Source organism: Psychrobacter sp. M4, assembly GCF_055699795.1.
In genome coordinates, this window is the sequence record NZ_CM146740.1 from 1,685,873 (window position 1) to 1,701,885 (window position 16,013).

Consider the following 16,013-nt stretch of genomic DNA (forward strand, 5'->3'; position numbering starts at 1 on the left):
TTTGCATATTAAGCCGTTTGTGGAATATCAGCTTCACCCATCACGTCAGCGTTTTGCTGATAAGTCGTCTGTCCACCAGCTTCGATATCGTCCGCTATCATATTGAAAGTCGCCAAGGTTTCTTGGATCTTTTGCTGACGATATTCAGGGCTATTATCTAAGATTTGCTTCTCATAGGCATTAGCAGCAGTAAATACTGGTATAAGAGCCATGGTCGCATTTTGAGTGACGCCCAATTGATCGGCGAGCTCATCCCCATGAATGACACGGCAGAAGCTATGCATCAGATCGATAGTGACATCGGCTGGCAAGCCAATGAACGGTGATAGTATATGACCAAGCGCCAAGAGCATTTTTTCGGTCAGGAGCTTTGAGTCTTCATTAGGCTCGTTAGAGACCATATCTAGCATCGCCAGCATTTTTTGTGCTGAGGCTTTGTCTTGTACCAAACGATAGTATTTTTCAGGAATACCGAGCAGTTTGGCAATGAGTTGCCAGAGATGATAGATATCCTTAAGCTCTTCATTACTATAAGTAATGCCGAATTTCTCTAAAGCCATAAAGGGAATATAGGTAAAGTCGAGCCACGTACGCATCATGTCGAGCTGATTGATCGGTTGTCCTAAAGTCTCAGTGTCCCAGCCTTTTTTGAGCAGACCCATGCGTACACGAGAATGTAGCAAGCGTACTTCTAAAGTATGAATATAGCCTTGATTGCCCGGCGTTAGACCATTAGGAACGAGAACATACTGCTTCCATAACGCTGTCTCAAGAATACGTCTAACCGCCATATCAGTGATATTGGTGGTTTGCGTAAGGACTTTGGCGATAGTCGGTGAACAATAAGTATGAGTCAAAGAACCTGGACCTAAAGAGACCGACTGCCATAGTGCGTTTACCGTTAAGTAGTTCTCTGCACCTTTGACCAGAGTGTTTTGATCTACCCAGTCAGGAAGTTGCTCAGAATCTTCTAAGAATGCTTTGAGGGCTGGCGCTGGATCACTGAGTGATGACAAACCTTCTTTGACGCCTTGACGGATGTCACTTCTGCTGCCTTTATCGCTACTCATTTGCTCGGTGATGACGCTATCAGCGATGGGATCAGCATCATTGGCCATATCAAGCATAAGCTGTAGCTCGTCTTCGCTATATTGGGATAAAAACGCTTCGCGTTTTTTGACACATGCTGGGCTAGCAGTAAGTAGGGTAGACATAACGATTTCCTTTCGTTAATGATGAGATGCTATTAGTTTGCTATTGTTTTTTTGTTTAGTAAAGAGGCTTAAAAACGATAACCAACGCCTAAGTAGGTTATAAAAGGATCAATATCAGTCTTCGTTTTCGCTGTGATTAATGTCTCGTTGGTTTGCTTGTCAATAACTTTGATCGTGGTATCACTATCGAGTTTTGCATAAGATAATGATCCGACCGCAAACCACTTATCATTCAAATCGTAAGTGGCGCCCAACGTTATGATAGGCGCAAAATCAGAACCACTATCAACGTCTACATCCATCGAACCATCAGCAGCAAGCTCTCCTATGGCTACGAAGGGGTTATTGGCTTTAAGCTGTTGTACCCGCTGACCCGCTATCTCCAAGTCATTGCGTATGCCGTCGTTCAATTCAAAATCATTAAAGTAGGCATACATAAATCCAACGCCTACATAGGGTCTTAATTTATCAACACCTGACTTGCCAAATTGGTATTGAGCTTCGACAACGGGCAGCCAGGCTCTAGCTGATGCTGCAACACCGCTACCTTGAGTGAGATCAGTGATGGGTAAATTATTACTTAATGCTTCACCGTTTAATGAGGCGTTGATAGGCGCAAAGACTTCTCCTTTGCCAAGAATATCTACTCTGGGAGGAATGCCACCTTTGATTTCAAACTTAATATTATCAGTGGCAGCATATTTAAAGATTAAACCTGCCGTATCCACGTCGTCAGCTTCAAGCCCTGTATTAGGGCTCTGCCAACTTTGCAAACCTGTGACATCCGTCAAAACTCCAGAGCTGCTCCCATCATTAATAACGGTAGAATTTTGCAGTGGATTAGCATCTCCTGTGGGATTGGCATGTAACCAGCCAACCGAGACAGAATAACGTTTGTCAGGAACTGTCTGATTGGCAAAGTAATCAGATACCGTACCAGCGGTTGCGCTATGGCTGACCGCAATCGCACTTACGACACTTAACAGTACAAAATATTTCATCGAAAAATCCTTTTTTGATGAGAGGGGCTGTTGATAGAATAAAGTCTACAAATCTGTTATTAAATGAATTTGTAAGTAGATAGAACGTTAATTTCTTTATGACAAACCAACTGGTAGCTTCGTTGTATGAAGCTTAATTTACAAAGATATTATTTGAGCTTTTGTCTTTAGGTTTTTTAACTACTAAGAGTCGTCTTACTAACGCTCTATCTTTACAAGCGCTCAATAATAGTTACATTGGCAAGACCGCCACCTTCGCATACTGTTTGTAAACCGTATCGTCCTTGAGTACGATTTAGCGAATGTAATAATGTGGTCATAAGTTTTGTGCCCGTTGCCCCTAAAGGATGACCCAAAGCGATAGCACCGCCGCTAATATTGAGCTTATCAGGATCTGCTGACATAGCTTGCAACCAAGCCAATGGTATGGGCGCAAAGGCTTCATTGACTTCGTATAAGTCGATATCGTCTATTTTTAGACCTGCTTTGGCTAAGGCTTTTTGAGTAGCTGGAATAGGAGCTTCTAGCATAATGACAGGATCGTGCCCTAAGACACTGATATGATGAATACGTGCCAATGGCTGGACGCCCAAGGCTTTTAGCCCGCGCTCATTAACGATGAGCATGCCCGACGCGCCATCACATATTTGACTAGCCGCCGCCGCTGAGATTCTACCGCCTTGTGTCATGAGTTTTACATTGCTAATGCTATCTAGGGAGGCGTCAAAGCGAATACCTTCATCGATGATATGCGATTCAATGTGACCGTCAGCGGTTGTAATTTCGATAGGGAGAATCTCTTTGGCAAAGTATCCAGATTCTGTCGCGTGAATGGCTTTTTTATGACTGTCCAAGGCAAACTCATCTAGCATCGATTTGGATAAATTATATTTGACAGCGATTTGTTCGGCACCGTCAAATTGGCTAAAGACAACATTAGGGTAATTGGCTTCAATACCTGAACTGACGTAATGACCTAGGCCATTTTTTTGCGGTAAATAGTGAGGCATGCCCATCGGTACACGGCTCATACTTTCGACACCGCCAGCAATGATTATGTCCTGCGTACCAGACAACACTGCTTGCACCGCAAAATGTAGCGCTTGTTGTGATGAGCCGCACTGACGTTCGACTGTGGTACCGGGCACGCTTTCTGGAAGCTTGGAGGCTAGTACTGCGCCTCGAGCGATATTAGTAGATTGTTCGCCAGCTTGACTGACGCAGCCTAAAATGACATCGTCAATAGTGGCAGGGTCAAAGTCGACTCGATCCACTAAGGCATTTAGAATTTGGGCAGCAAGATCAGTCGGATGCCAACCTGATAGGCGACCATTACGACGTCCTCCTGCGGTTCGAGTCGCTGCTACGATATAGGCTTCGGCCATGGAACCATCCTTGTTCAACAGTTTGCGAATTAAGTAGTTTGCGCGGTTTGATATGACAGTTGCTACTGTATGGACAGTAGTAGTCATTGCTATCAAAACAAGCAATTAGTTTTTTTAGTCAGTAATTAATCATCGCTTAAATTACCTTTAGTTCATATCGTCCATTTTGATGATATTTAAGTTAAAAAATGCTTACGCTAGTTTCCAAGTTTCCTTACTACTTATAACTAAAGCCGATAAAGGCCGATTCAGCTTATGTCAGTTGATGAAAACGCTCGTTGTTTTTTGCCATTGCTAGCATGGATTGGGTCGGTCTGTAGCAACCACCTAGGTTTTCATAGCGCTCACAGCGCTTAACAATCTCATCCAGTCCAATAATATCGGCGTACTTGAGCGGGCCGCCCCAATGACGCGGAAATCCTGCCCCCAAGATAAGACTCATATCAATCTCAGCGGCAGAGTCTGCCACTTTGTCTTCAAAACATAAGGCCGCTTCATTAACCATAGGTAGCATAAGCCGATCGATAATCTGCTGATCGGTAAAGGAGTGTTGCCCATTAGGTTGAATCTGCGCAATCAGCGCTTTGGTATCTTCACTAGGCAGTTTTTGCAGACGGCCTTTGTCATCCTTCTCATAGCGATAGAAGCCAAGGGCATTCTTCTGTCCATAACGCCCATTTTCAGCCATTAAGGCAATCACATGTTGCTCCTCGACTTGCATTCGCTCAGGGTAGCTTGCAGTAATAATATCGATGACATGGCGACTGGTATCCATACCAATTACATCCTGTAAGTAAGCAGGACCCATTGGCCAGCCAAAGGCTTCCATCACCTTATCGACTTGCTCAAAATCAGCGCCATCACGGATTAACTTGATAAAGCCAACGAACTGTGCGGTCAAAATACGATTGACTAAGAAGCCTGCGCAGTCTTTGACAACAACAGGTGTTTTACGCATCGTCGCGGCATAATTAACCGCGGTAGCGATAGCTTCGTCACTGCTCTTAGGTCCGCGAATAATCTCTACCAAAGGCATAATCGGCACTGGGTTAAAAAAATGCATGCCGACGAAGTTCTGTGGACGAGCTAAGTCTTCGGCCAAGTCCGCAATCGATAACGAGGAAGTATTGGTCGCGATAATAGTATCTTCACTGACTTTAGTTTCAACCTCTTTGAGGACAGACTTTTTAATCTTTAAGTTTTCGACTACCGCTTCAACGACAAATGCCACATCGTCAAAGGCATTAAAATCTAACGTAGGGGTGATGTTACTCAGTGCAGCCTTAGCTTTATCGTCGTTCATACGCCCTTTTTTGACTTGTTTGTCTAACAAGCCTTCAGCCTCACTCATACCCGCTATTAAGGCCTCATTAACGATATCTTTCATGACGACAGAGACGCCGCGTACTGCTGCGGTATAAGCAATACCGCCGCCCATGATACCCGCACCAAGTACTGCCATCTTATCGGCTTGGGTCAGGTTTTTAGTGTATTGATGGGTTTGTTTTTTGAGCGCTTGATCATTGATAAAGAGTTGTACCAGCGCTTGTGCCGTTGAGCTGGTAGCCAGTTCAATAAAGGTGCTGTTTTCTGCCAGTAGCGCTTTTTCGCGTGATATAGATTGACTTTGCTCAATCAGCTCAGTGACGGCTAAAGCGGCTGGATAATTAGGACCGCGCGCGCCAGCTTTGGCTTTTAGCTCATCAATGCTTTTATCGTCACTGTCGATAATCACAGCACCAAGCTTTTGCTGGCGCTTTTCTTGCCATGAGCTATCGTTTGCGACTTGCTGTAAGAGTTTTACTGCATCAGCGATCAAATCGTCAGCCTCAGCAGTAGCATCTATCGCGCCAGCCTCAACAAGCGCAGGAGTCTTAATATGCTTACCTGAGACAATCCAATCGATAGCTTTTGCCGCACCGACAAGACGAGGCAAACGTACCGTACCTCCAAATCCAGGCAAGATACCTAAGCCCACCTCAGGCAGGGCAGCTTGGGTGTCCGCAGTGGCGATACGATAATCCGTCGCCATCGCCAGCTCAAAACCGCCGCCGAGTACGAGCCCTTGCAGTAAAGACACCGTCGGTACAGGCAGATCTTCAAGTCTATTGAGAATACTGCCTTTTTCGCGATTGTGCGCGCCTAAGACCTCAGGGTCGCCTGCGAATAATTTGGGAAACTCATAGATATTAGCGCCGACAATAAAGTCAGATTTGCCACTGCTAACGATCACACCAGTGATAGCATCGCTGGTATCCATAGTATAGATGTTTGAGACACTGTCAGTGATCAGCTCCAGCGCTTGCTCTAACTCATTAAGGGTAGCAGCATCTAGGGTGTTAAATTTATTGGCTTGATTGTCAAAGCGTAATTCGACAATGCCATTATCGTGGCTGACAAGGCTTATGGATTCACCGTTAAACATATTTAAGTCACTCATAATTTGGTCAATAGAAGGTTTGAGTAATAAGTTGTGTTAGTAGGTTTTGCTACCAAGTCATACAAATTAATATGGCTTCACCTTATAGAATTTACTTCATCCAGCTTGAAGCGATAGTTAGGCGTTCTTCACACTCAGCGATGATGCGATCTATAAGCTCAGCACAAGTAGGGATGTCGTCGATGAGACCGACAATTTGTCCTGCGGTAATCACACCATTATCTACCTCTCCTGAATTAAGCGCCGCTTGACCACGAGCACCAGCCACGAGCGGACGAATCTCAGCAAACTCAACACCGCCATCACGATGCTCCATAGCGACGACTTCTTCTGATATGGCGTTTTTAAGCACGCGCGCGGTATTATTTAGCGTTCTAAAGATTAGACGGGTATCGCGCTCTGTGGCATTGACTAGCGCTTGCTTGATATCATCATGCATGGGTGCCTCGACGGTGGCGCAAAAGCGTGTCCCCATATTGATGCCTTCAGCGCCTAACACTAAGGCGGCAGCTAGTCCACGACCATCACCAATACCGCCAGAAGCCACGACAGGGATCGAGAGCTGCTTGACAGCAGCTGGAATCAATATCAGACCACCAATATCCTCTTCGCCTGGGTGACCGGCACACTCAAAACCATCAATTGATATCACATCGATGCCTTGACGCTCGGCCGATAGTGCATGACGCACGGTGACACACTTATGAATAGTAATTAAATTGGCTGCTTTGGCTTTTTCAATAAAAGTTTTTGGATTGCTACCAGCCGTTTCTAAAATCTTCACACCACTATCGATAATCGCATCCATATATTCATCGTAAGGCGGTGGATTGATAGAAGGTAAAATAGTTAAATTAACGCCAAAGGGCTTGTCCGTCATCGTGCGGCAACGTTCAATTTCTTTTATTAATGCTTCAGGGGTCGGCTGGGTTAGGGCAGTAATTATACCTAATCCACCAGCGTTTGAGACGGCAGCGGCCATCTCAGCAGTGCCTACCCACATCATCCCACCTTGAATAATTGGGTACTTGATATTGAGTAATTCGGTAATTCTGGTTTTCATAACGAATCCTTTCTAGTGTTTATTAATATAAATTGATAACAATTTGGCTAAGTTTTAATACGATGTCAATTCATCAATCTTGTAATGGATACTAAGTATTTAATTTAAGCTAAGTCTAACGTTGTGATAGTTAAAAGGATAAACTAGGTCAGCTTTCTCTCGTCAAGACCAAGACCGCGACCGATAATCTCAAGCATAATCTCATTGGCACCAGCAAAGATACGCGATACGCGTGCATCAGTGTATAGACGACTGATACGGTATTCATCCATATAACCTGCACCGCCGTGGAACTGTAGACACTTATCAACGACTTCACCTTCGGTCTGGGTGGCGAGTAGCTTAGCTTCTGAAGCAAGCTGGGCGGTCAATTCACCTTTGTTGCCTAGCATAACGCATTGATCAATAAAGCACTGTACCGCGTCAATTTGAGCGCGCAAATCTGCCATAGTAAAGCGGATATGTTGCAAAGCTCCCAAAGGTTTACCAAAAGCACGGCGCTCTTTAATATAGTCTAAGGTAATATCAAACGCCAACTGCGCGGCAGTAATAGAGCCAATGGCGACTTGCAAGCGTTCTATAGCGAGGCACTGGGTCATATAGTAAAAGCCTTTGCTCGGATCGCTCAAGACATTGTCTTTCGGAATACGCACATTATCAAAAAACAACTCCGCGGTATCTTGACCATGAAGCCCCATTTTTTTGAGCTTTTTGCCGCGATTAAAGCCTTCCATACCTTTTTCGACAATCAGCAAACCAATACTACGAGGGTCGTCCGAAGATGTGCGGGCAGCGACAATGACGACATCGGCTAAGATACCATTTGAGATATAGGTTTTTGCCCCATTTAAAACCCAATGGTCGCCTTTGTCCTCAGCTTTAGTACGAATAGCGGCTAAATCACTGCCTGCGTTCGGTTCTGTCATTGCTATGGCAAAAATACTTTCACCACTAACGGCTTTGGGTAGGTACTTTTGTTTTTGTGCCTCTGAGCCAAATTTATCAAAGTAGGGCGCAACGACCATGGCATGTAAGTTTTGATAAAAAGAAGGGTCACCATGATAGATATTTTCTTCATGAATGATTTGCTCGTAGCGTAAATCCTTGATACCTGAACCACCGTAAGCTTCGTCAGCCCAAGTCAATAAATAACCAAGCTCTCCCGTCTTTTGATACGCCTCAGGGTCGACATAACCTTGCTCACGCCATTTATCAGCGAAAGGCGCAATCTCGTTTTGCATAAAACGACGTACACTATTGCGAAACTGTTCATGTTCGGGCTCAAAAATCGTGCGTTGGCTAATCATAGGGTCACTCCAAGTATTTTGAGCGTTAGACGTTTATGGTGTTTTAGACTCAATTTATTACGTAATTGGTTGTATGCTTTAGTCAGGTGCACTCATTTAAACTTGCGAGCATCTAAACCGACACCGCGACCAATGATTTCTTTCATTACTTCACTCGCGCCAGCATAAATGCGTGATATGCGGGCATCGGTGTACATACGACTGATACGGTACTCGTCCATGTAGCCTGCGCCGCCATGTAGTTGCAGACAGCTGTCCATGACTTTGCCTTCTAGTTCTGACGCCATTAATTTGGCAGCAGACGCTTGCTCAGCACTCAAAGTACCAGCACTAGCCAATAGCACCGATTGATCGACATAGGCTTGCTGGGCATCTAAGTTGGCTCGTAGCTGCGCTAAAGTAAAACGTGTGTTTTGCATCGCGCCAAGTGGTTTACCAAATAGGCGACGCTCTTTGACGAATTCCAAGGTCAAATCAAATGCCACTTGCGCATGAGCAATAGAGGTCATAGCAGTCATGAGTCGCTCAGTTGCCAAGCACTGAGTCATGTGTACAAAGCCTTTATTTAATTCACCAAGCAGGTTTTCTTTTGGCAGACGCACATTCTTAAAGAATAGCTCAGCAGTATCTTGGGCATGCAGCCCCATTTTCTTTAAGTTAGCTCCGCGCTCAAAACCTTCCATACCGCGCTCTACGATAAACAGACTAATATCAGCACGACCCGTACCTGTGCGAGCAGCGACAATCAACACATCCGATAATATGCCATTGGAGATATAAGTCTTAGCGCCGTTGAGTAACCAGTGATCGCCTTTGTCCTCAGCTTTGGTGCGAATCGCTACCAAGTCACTGCCTGCATCAGGCTCAGTCATGGCAATTGCTAAGATAGTATTGCCACTAATTGCTTCTGGCAGATATTTTTGTTTTTGCTCGTGAGTCGCAAACTTGTCGAAATAGGAGCCGACCAATATGGAGTGAGTACCTTGAAAAAAACTGATATCACCATGGCGGACATTTTCTTCAACGAGGATTTGCTCGTAGCGCAAGTCACGCAGTCCAAGACCGCTATACTCTTCCTTCGCCCACATCAGCAAGTAGCCTTGTTCTCCTGCTTTGGTAAAAGCCTCTCTATCCACACAGCCTTGTTCACGCCAGCGATCTGCGTGTGGACCGATCTCGCCTTGATAAAAACGTCTAGCAGAATCACGAAATTGCTCATGATCGGTATCAAAATGGGTACGAGGAAACATAGTTTTGTCCTAGCCATGAAGCATTGAAGATTTTTTTAGTGTGTATCCTTAATCTACGACAAATAAATCAATATTTCGTCATCCAAAAGGACGAGTTTTTAGGCGAGCCGGTTTTTAGGCGAGTTGGGTTTGTGAATGGTTAGCGATAAAGTGGTAATTTTATAAAGTGAGTAAGTTTAAGAATTTATGAGATCGCAAAAATCGTCCAAACGGATGAGGAGATAAGTCAATAATAAAGGCATGATTGATGCTCGGTAACCTTATTTTAAGATTGGTTCTGGACTTAAGAATTTAAATAATTATGAACATTATAAAAAAACTCACTTAAAAGGATTTAAGAATGGCTATCGTTCGTAAATATGGCCAAGAGCAACCGTACTGGCCCGCCGGACCATTCAAAATACGCTTGCCTTTTGTACATTATCGCTGGGAAGTTCCTGAGATGATTCAAGGGTTATTCATGTTTATGATTAATCTTGCGATGATTCCATTATTGGAACAGTACTTAGGTATGCCATACGATGCCGCCTTGGCGTTTTGTGTGATCGCAGCAATTTTGTACCTATTACCGTCCCTACTCGGTGTGCCCTTGGTGCCAGGATGGATTACGCCCGCTATCCCTATTGTCCTGCTTTATCTACAAGCTTTTGAACCTGGACCACAAGCGGTGCAAGCTATGTTTGTGCTGCAAATAGAAGTGTTCTTGATATTTATCATCCTGGGTCTTAGCGGATTTGGTAATCGCTTGGTTAATTTCATTCCTAATTCTTTAAAAGCAGGGGTTATCATTGGGGCGGGCATCGCCGCTTTAATGGGTGAGATAAAGGTAGGTGGCCGCATTGAGGCTACCCCCATATCACTAATTATTGGCGCTATTCTCTCAGCTTACGTACTATTTTCAGTCTCCTTTAAATATATCGCTAAACACAACCGCTTTGCAAAAATGATAGCTAATTTAGGTATGATCTCAGGCATGCTCATTGCGATGATTATTGGCTGGGCAGTTAGCGAGTATCCACTACCAGATATTGAGTGGGGTATTACTCGGCCCGACTTTGGATTGATGACGGAGTATCTGATCTTTAACGTTGGCATGCCTGATATCAACGTATTTATACTGGCCTTTCCAACAGCGATGATAGCTTACGTTATTGCTTTTGGTGATATCTTGGTGGGTCAAGCGTTAAGCGAACGGGTTGATAGTATTCGGCCTGATGAAAAAATAGAAACCAATATCACGCGAATACATACGGTTACCGGTATTCGCAATGGTATACACGCTTTATTTGCGCCTTGGCCGGGACTGGCAGGACCACTGTTCACAGCGGGTCACGCTACTGTTGCTGAACGCTATGCACTAGGGCGTAAAGCGATGGATTCTATCTATAGCGGTAGTGGTACCTTCTATTGGACAGGACTTGTCGCTATATTTATGCTACCACTGGTCACCTTTTTTAAGCCCGTTTTACCTATCGCATTGTCATTGACTTTATTATTAACCGCTTATATCTGTATTATGGTGGGTGTAGAGCAGTTGAAAAACTCTGCTGAACGAGGCGTCGCAGGAATTGTAGCGGTTACGCTCGCTATGCCTACACCCCAATCGACGATTTATGCCATTGCCATTGGCGTGGTGCTCTATCTTTTGATTGAAAGACCAACTGCCGGACAACGAAGACACAATGTAAAAGAAGCTGCGACTAATATTGACAAATTATGATATTGACAATGTGGTTCGAGTAAAAAATAGAGTAATAAAAGGCCGCTAATGTTATGCGCAAACCACAGTATTGATACCATAAGCTAAATAAGTAAATTATGACAAATAAAAAAGACACCGCATTTGAACTGACCCCCTAAACTTGGACAGTTTAAGTTTACATCAAGGACTGAGTTCTGTACTTTACAGGACTCAGTCCTTTTAGTTTAAGTTGAATTCTCTCATGATTATAGTAGTGGATATACTCATGAATCTGTTGCTCTAAATCCTCAATGGTATTCGGTTTCTCAATATAAATCGTCTCACATTTGAGCGTACCAAAGAACCCTTCCATCAATGCATTGTCTAAGCAATTACCCTTACGGCTCATACTTTGGTTAATATGATTCGCTCTAAGCGTACTTGCAAACGGTTTCATTTGATAGTGCCAGCCTTGATCTGAATGCAGGGTGAGCTCCTCTTTGCGCTTTGCAGGTATGTTTTTAACGGCACGCTCAAGCATCTGTTTGACTAAGTTATAGACGGGTCGTCTTGAAAGCTCGTAGCTGATGATCTCATTGTTGTAGCCATCGAGTATGGGTGATAGATACAACTTATCACTACCAACCTTAAATTCAGTAATGTCAGTAAACCATCTGCGATTAGGCGCACCTGCTCTGAACTTACGCTTGACCCTGTTCTTAGCTATAACGCCGCACTGTCCTTTGTAGGATCGATACCTTTGTCGTCTGATTCTGGCAGTCAGCTTAAGCTGTCCCATAAGCCTTGCAATCCGCTTATGGTTGACCTTTAGTCCTTCATTCTTAAGTGTCTGAGTGATTCGACGATAACCATATCGACCTTTATGCTGGTGGTAGATATCACGGATGCGCTGTTTCAAGGGAGCGTATTTGTCTTTATCCCAAAGACTCGCTCTATGATAGTAGAAACTACTCCTTGCAAGCTTTGCTATGGTGAGTAAGTCAGATAACACGTGCTGTTGTCTTAGTCCTTCGATGAGCCTTGCTTTTTGTCTGCTTGTTCCTCCGCTCTGAGCAAGGCATCGAGCTTTTTTAAATACGCATTCTCCGCTCGTAGATACTCGTTCTCACGTTTGAGCTCTGCTAGGGTCTTGTCCTCATCAGGTTTGTCTGTGATAGGAGAGGTCATAGGATTACTACCTTTATATTTAGAGGTGAGTCCAGACATACCGTAGTGTCGATAAGCGTTGTGCCAGTGGCTAATAAGCGCAGGTGAGCTGATAGTAAACCTAAGGGCAGTTTCAGACTGACTTAGTCCTTCTGATAACATCACAGCGAGCACTTTATACTTAAAGTCGCTACTGTATTTAGTCCTATCGACCTTAGGCTTGATAGCGTCTATGCCACCATGTTGATATTGCTCGACCCATTTGCTGACAAACCGCGGATTTACAGAAAACTTCTCACTGGTAGCATGTCCGCTATGTCCTTGCTTGTAGTATGCTATGACTTTGATCTTAAAGTCTAGATCGTAACGCATAAAATAACCCCCATAAATTGTGTCCAACTTATGGGGGGCAGTTCAATTTAATGTGGTGTCTTTTTATACTGAACTCACTATAGCGTGAGTTTTAGTGGTTATTCTAAGCATAAGCTAACTCGTGTCTTTTTTAGACCAAGAATAAAAGCCCGCCCATAATGATGACACCTGATACCGCCAATACAATCAAGCAGTAGCCCATAATAGCGCGGGCATCAAGACCGGCAATCCCTAACAATGGCAGCGCCCAAAACGGCTGTATCATATTCGTCCAAGCATCGCCCCATGCAATGGCCATGGCCGTCACGCTAGGACTCACCCCAAGCGCTGTGCCCGCCGGTATCATAACCGGACCCTGCACAGCGAACTGTCCACCACCTGAGGGCACAAAAACATTGACAATACCGGCGCTTAAAAAGGCAAACACAGGAAAACTTTCTGCTGAGGCATTATTAATAAAAAACTCAGTAACCTCAGTACTAATAGAGACCCCATTGAGATTTGCCCCAGTCATGATACCCATAATGCCACCATAGAAGGGGTATAGGAGTACAATACCAGTGATACTACTGATACCTGAGTTTACAGCCAAGTAGTAGCGCTCAAGGGTACCATGTGCTAGCAGGCCCATAAACAAGAATAGACCAATGACGATATTGAACCCTAAGCTAAAGCCATTATTCGTAAATTCATTCACATAATACATGACAGCAAGTACTATTAAGACAAGGGCCACAAGACGACTGTCATCCAGTTTTTTCGCTGGTGTATCATGTTCAGGTGGCTGGTAGACCTTACCTTTAAGAATACTGGGATCGACTAGCGTTGGATTTTTGGGATGCATAAAGCTATTCAGTAGGGGTATAACAACAATCAAGGTGACTAAGATAACTAAATTGTAAGGCGCAAATATGGTTTGTGAGAGAGGAATGGCCTCTGTTAGTACGTTACCTGAAAGCTGTTGTAGGGTATCGCCACCACTACTTAAGGCTAGTGGGATTGACCCTGATAGTCCTGAATGCCAAACCAAAAATCCAGAATAAGCCGCAGCGACCAGTAAGGGATAATCAACGCTTGTGACTTTTTTGGCAAGCGATCGGGCAAAGACCGCGCTAATGACCAAACCAAAACCCCAGTTAATCAAAGCGCCTGCCATAGCAACTAGCGTGACGATGATAATAGCGGCTTTTGGCGAATGTATTCTGCTTGCCATCGCGTCCAAAAAACGCTGAATAAAGGGGGCATTGGCGAGGGCGTAGCCAGTGATTAAAATCAGCGCCATCTGCATGGCAAAACCATGTAATGACCACAAGCCATTGCCCCAGTGGCCTGCCATGGCTAATATGTCTTGACCAGTTAAAATAAGACCGGCTGCAAAGGCGATAAGGGTAAGAATAATAGAAAAAACGAACGACGAGGGCAGGTAACGATTGACCAGTTTTACACTGGCATTGGTTATCACAGCTAACATAGCAAACATCCTTGTGGTATTGATAGCGACTTTGATACTTTGAGTTATAAAGGGCGAAACTTATCTAAGTGATAAGTCGAGTGTTCCTATAGAGTGATACACCTTATATATTGAAATCATGGAAGAAAATAATTCTTACCTTTTTCTAAAGCAGTGATTGTATTAGCGCACTTTATTAGTGTGCAGTTAAGCACTTAAAGATTCAGGCGTTATCAGGATATCAACGTTACCAATCTCCTCAACATTTCTCTGATAAGTTGTCTTGCCTTCAACCATTTTGGCAAGCTCAGTAAAGACTGCCAAGGTCTTTTGAATGGTTTTCTCTCGATAGTCAGGGTCAGAATTGATAAGCTGCTTCTCATAAGCGTTAGCAGCGGCGTATATAGGGATTAGCGCCGCTGTTGGATTAGGCTTGATACCGAGTTTGGCTGCCATCTCCTCGCCATGAATCAAAGTTAAAAAAGAATGCATCAGATCAACAGAGGTATCTGGTGGCAGTCCTAAAAATGAGGTCAAGAAATGCCCAACGGCTGTGAGCATCTGATCGGTCAAAATCTTTGAGCCTTCATTAGGTTCACCAAAGACTAAGTCAATCATTTTGGTCATCTTGGCAGCAGACTCTTGGTCATAGACTAAGCGAAAATACTCTTCGGGAATACCCAATTGCTTAGCGATAAGTTGCCATAAGTGGTATAAATCGTGAAATTCCTCTTCGCTATAAGTAATACCTAGCTTTTGCAGGGCGGCAAATGGAATATAAGTAAAATCTAGCCAAGTACGTAGCATGTCTAGCTGATTGATAGGCGCGCCATTCTCCTCATGATCCCAGCCTTTTTTTATCATCCCTAAGCGGACTCTCGCGTGCAGCAGACGCACCTCTAGAGTATGGATATAGCCGTCATTACCAACTCTCATGCCATCTGGCATTAACACGTACTGCTTCCAGATAGTCGTTTCAGCGATGCGGCGTAATGCTACATTAGCCAAATTCCCTGTTTTCATTAAGATGTTAGCGATAGTGGGTGAGCAGTAAGTATGCGTGAGCGCGCCAGGACCCAAAGCTACGGACTGCCACAGCGGGCTAATCAGTAAATAGTTCTCAGAGCCTTTAGTAACACTATTTTGATCCACCCAGTCGGGTATAGATTCTGACTCTTCTAACAGTTGTTTCAAAGCGGGTAGAGGGTCAGTTAATGATGCCAAACCTTCTTTAATGCCTTTGGCCACATCGCCTTTTTTGGATCGGTTGGCTTGCATTTGTTCTTTGACGACTTGGTCAGCCAGAGGATCGCCTTCAGCTGCCATCGTAAGCATAAGCTGCAACTCTTGCTCGGTAAATAATTCTAAAAACTTTTCTCTGTTCTTGACGCTTTCTGGTTCAGCTATAAGTAAATCGGACATAATTGCTCTTCCTTGAGTCAGTTTTCCTTGTTAAACAACTGTTAAACCACTGATAGACAACTATCCTTAAATCATAGCTTTATCTGATGAGCTCTAAGACGGCTACCCTTATGACCAGCTTACACTGTTTTTTTTACATCTCCCTCATCCCTTTTGACTATATTTAAAGAATAAGGACAGATTGAATTTGCGCGATTGTGGGTTGTATTGTGCAATGCTCTTGAGCTTATCCTTGTTATCTTTGGTATACCAATCAGATAA

Annotated in this window: 11 protein-coding genes and 1 pseudogene; 1 reads left to right on the plus strand and 11 read right to left on the minus strand. The window is 44.1% G+C overall.

Annotated features, from left to right (window positions below):
- Positions 1–8 precede the first annotated feature (8 nt).
- The 7 genes from ACR63N_RS06970 to ACR63N_RS07000 all read right to left on the minus strand — a co-directional run bounded on the left by ACR63N_RS06970 (position 9) and on the right by ACR63N_RS07000 (position 9,660).
- The gene (locus ACR63N_RS06970; protein ID WP_367105932.1) at positions 9–1,214 is read right to left on the minus strand and encodes an oxygenase MpaB family protein; all 1,206 of its coding nucleotides are present in this window, start codon (positions 1,212–1,214) and stop codon (positions 9–11) included.
- A gap of 68 nt (positions 1,215–1,282) precedes the next feature.
- Complete coding sequence (locus ACR63N_RS06975; protein ID WP_367105931.1) at positions 1,283–2,215, minus strand: OmpW/AlkL family protein; 933 nt, start codon at positions 2,213–2,215, stop codon at positions 1,283–1,285.
- A gap of 212 nt (positions 2,216–2,427) precedes the next feature.
- On the minus strand, positions 2,428–3,600 hold the full coding sequence (locus ACR63N_RS06980; protein WP_367105930.1) for an acetyl-CoA C-acetyltransferase: 1,173 nt from the start codon (positions 3,598–3,600) through the stop codon (positions 2,428–2,430).
- A gap of 253 nt (positions 3,601–3,853) precedes the next feature.
- Positions 3,854–6,040, minus strand: a complete 2,187-nt coding sequence (fadB, locus tag ACR63N_RS06985) for a fatty acid oxidation complex subunit alpha FadB (protein ID WP_472782663.1) — start codon at positions 6,038–6,040, stop codon at positions 3,854–3,856.
- Positions 6,041–6,131: 91 nt separating this feature from the next.
- Positions 6,132–7,103, minus strand: a complete 972-nt coding sequence (locus ACR63N_RS06990) for an NAD(P)H-dependent flavin oxidoreductase (RefSeq protein WP_472782664.1) — start codon at positions 7,101–7,103, stop codon at positions 6,132–6,134.
- Between the two features lie 143 nt (positions 7,104–7,246).
- The gene (locus ACR63N_RS06995) at positions 7,247–8,410 is read right to left on the minus strand and encodes an acyl-CoA dehydrogenase family protein (protein WP_472782665.1); all 1,164 of its coding nucleotides are present in this window, start codon (positions 8,408–8,410) and stop codon (positions 7,247–7,249) included.
- Positions 8,411–8,502: 92 nt separating this feature from the next.
- On the minus strand, positions 8,503–9,660 hold the full coding sequence (locus tag ACR63N_RS07000; RefSeq protein WP_472782666.1) for an acyl-CoA dehydrogenase family protein: 1,158 nt from the start codon (positions 9,658–9,660) through the stop codon (positions 8,503–8,505).
- A gap of 340 nt (positions 9,661–10,000) precedes the next feature.
- Here ACR63N_RS07000 and ACR63N_RS07005 point away from each other — a divergent pair, with 340 nt between their 5' ends.
- Positions 10,001–11,380 (plus strand): solute carrier family 23 protein, encoded by a 1,380-nt coding sequence (locus tag ACR63N_RS07005; protein ID WP_367105925.1) that lies wholly within the window; start codon positions 10,001–10,003, stop codon positions 11,378–11,380.
- Positions 11,381–11,537: 157 nt separating this feature from the next.
- Here the strand turns inward: ACR63N_RS07005 and ACR63N_RS07010 are convergent.
- The 4 genes and pseudogenes from ACR63N_RS07010 to ACR63N_RS07025 form a co-directional block, all read right to left on the minus strand.
- Positions 11,538–12,380 (minus strand): annotated as a pseudogene (locus tag ACR63N_RS07010) (IS3 family transposase); the annotation flags it as partial.
- Positions 12,365–12,880, minus strand: coding sequence for a transposase (locus ACR63N_RS07015; RefSeq protein ID WP_367105913.1), 516 nt, complete (start codon positions 12,878–12,880; stop codon positions 12,365–12,367). The gene ACR63N_RS07015 and the pseudogene ACR63N_RS07010, both read right to left, overlap by 16 nt.
- A 130-nt stretch (positions 12,881–13,010) precedes the next feature.
- Positions 13,011–14,351, minus strand: coding sequence for a short-chain fatty acid transporter (locus ACR63N_RS07020; RefSeq protein WP_472782667.1), 1,341 nt, complete (start codon positions 14,349–14,351; stop codon positions 13,011–13,013).
- Positions 14,352–14,537: 186 nt separating this feature from the next.
- Positions 14,538–15,752, minus strand: coding sequence for an oxygenase MpaB family protein (locus ACR63N_RS07025; protein WP_367103216.1), 1,215 nt, complete (start codon positions 15,750–15,752; stop codon positions 14,538–14,540).
- Between the last annotated feature and the right edge of the window lie 261 nt (positions 15,753–16,013).

Bases quoted from the DNA above. Each gene is read 5' to 3' on its own strand.
- ACR63N_RS06970 (WP_367105932.1), bottom strand. From the start codon at position 1,214: ATGTCTACCCTACTTACTGCTAGCCCAGCATGTGTCAAAAAACGCGAA.
- ACR63N_RS06975 (WP_367105931.1), bottom strand. From the start codon at position 2,215: ATGAAATATTTTGTACTGTTAAGTGTCGTAAGTGCGATTGCGGTCAGC.
- ACR63N_RS06980 (WP_367105930.1), bottom strand. From the start codon at position 3,600: ATGGCCGAAGCCTATATCGTAGCAGCGACTCGAACCGCAGGAGGACGT.
- fadB (WP_472782663.1), bottom strand. From the start codon at position 6,040: ATGAGTGACTTAAATATGTTTAACGGTGAATCCATAAGCCTTGTCAGC.
- ACR63N_RS06990 (WP_472782664.1), bottom strand. From the start codon at position 7,103: ATGAAAACCAGAATTACCGAATTACTCAATATCAAGTACCCAATTATT.
- ACR63N_RS06995 (WP_472782665.1), bottom strand. From the start codon at position 8,410: ATGATTAGCCAACGCACGATTTTTGAGCCCGAACATGAACAGTTTCGC.
- ACR63N_RS07000 (WP_472782666.1), bottom strand. From the start codon at position 9,660: ATGTTTCCTCGTACCCATTTTGATACCGATCATGAGCAATTTCGTGAT.
- ACR63N_RS07005 (WP_367105925.1), top strand. From the start codon at position 10,001: ATGGCTATCGTTCGTAAATATGGCCAAGAGCAACCGTACTGGCCCGCC.
- ACR63N_RS07015 (WP_367105913.1), bottom strand. From the start codon at position 12,880: ATGCGTTACGATCTAGACTTTAAGATCAAAGTCATAGCATACTACAAG.
- ACR63N_RS07020 (WP_472782667.1), bottom strand. From the start codon at position 14,351: ATGTTAGCTGTGATAACCAATGCCAGTGTAAAACTGGTCAATCGTTAC.
- ACR63N_RS07025 (WP_367103216.1), bottom strand. From the start codon at position 15,752: ATGTCCGATTTACTTATAGCTGAACCAGAAAGCGTCAAGAACAGAGAA.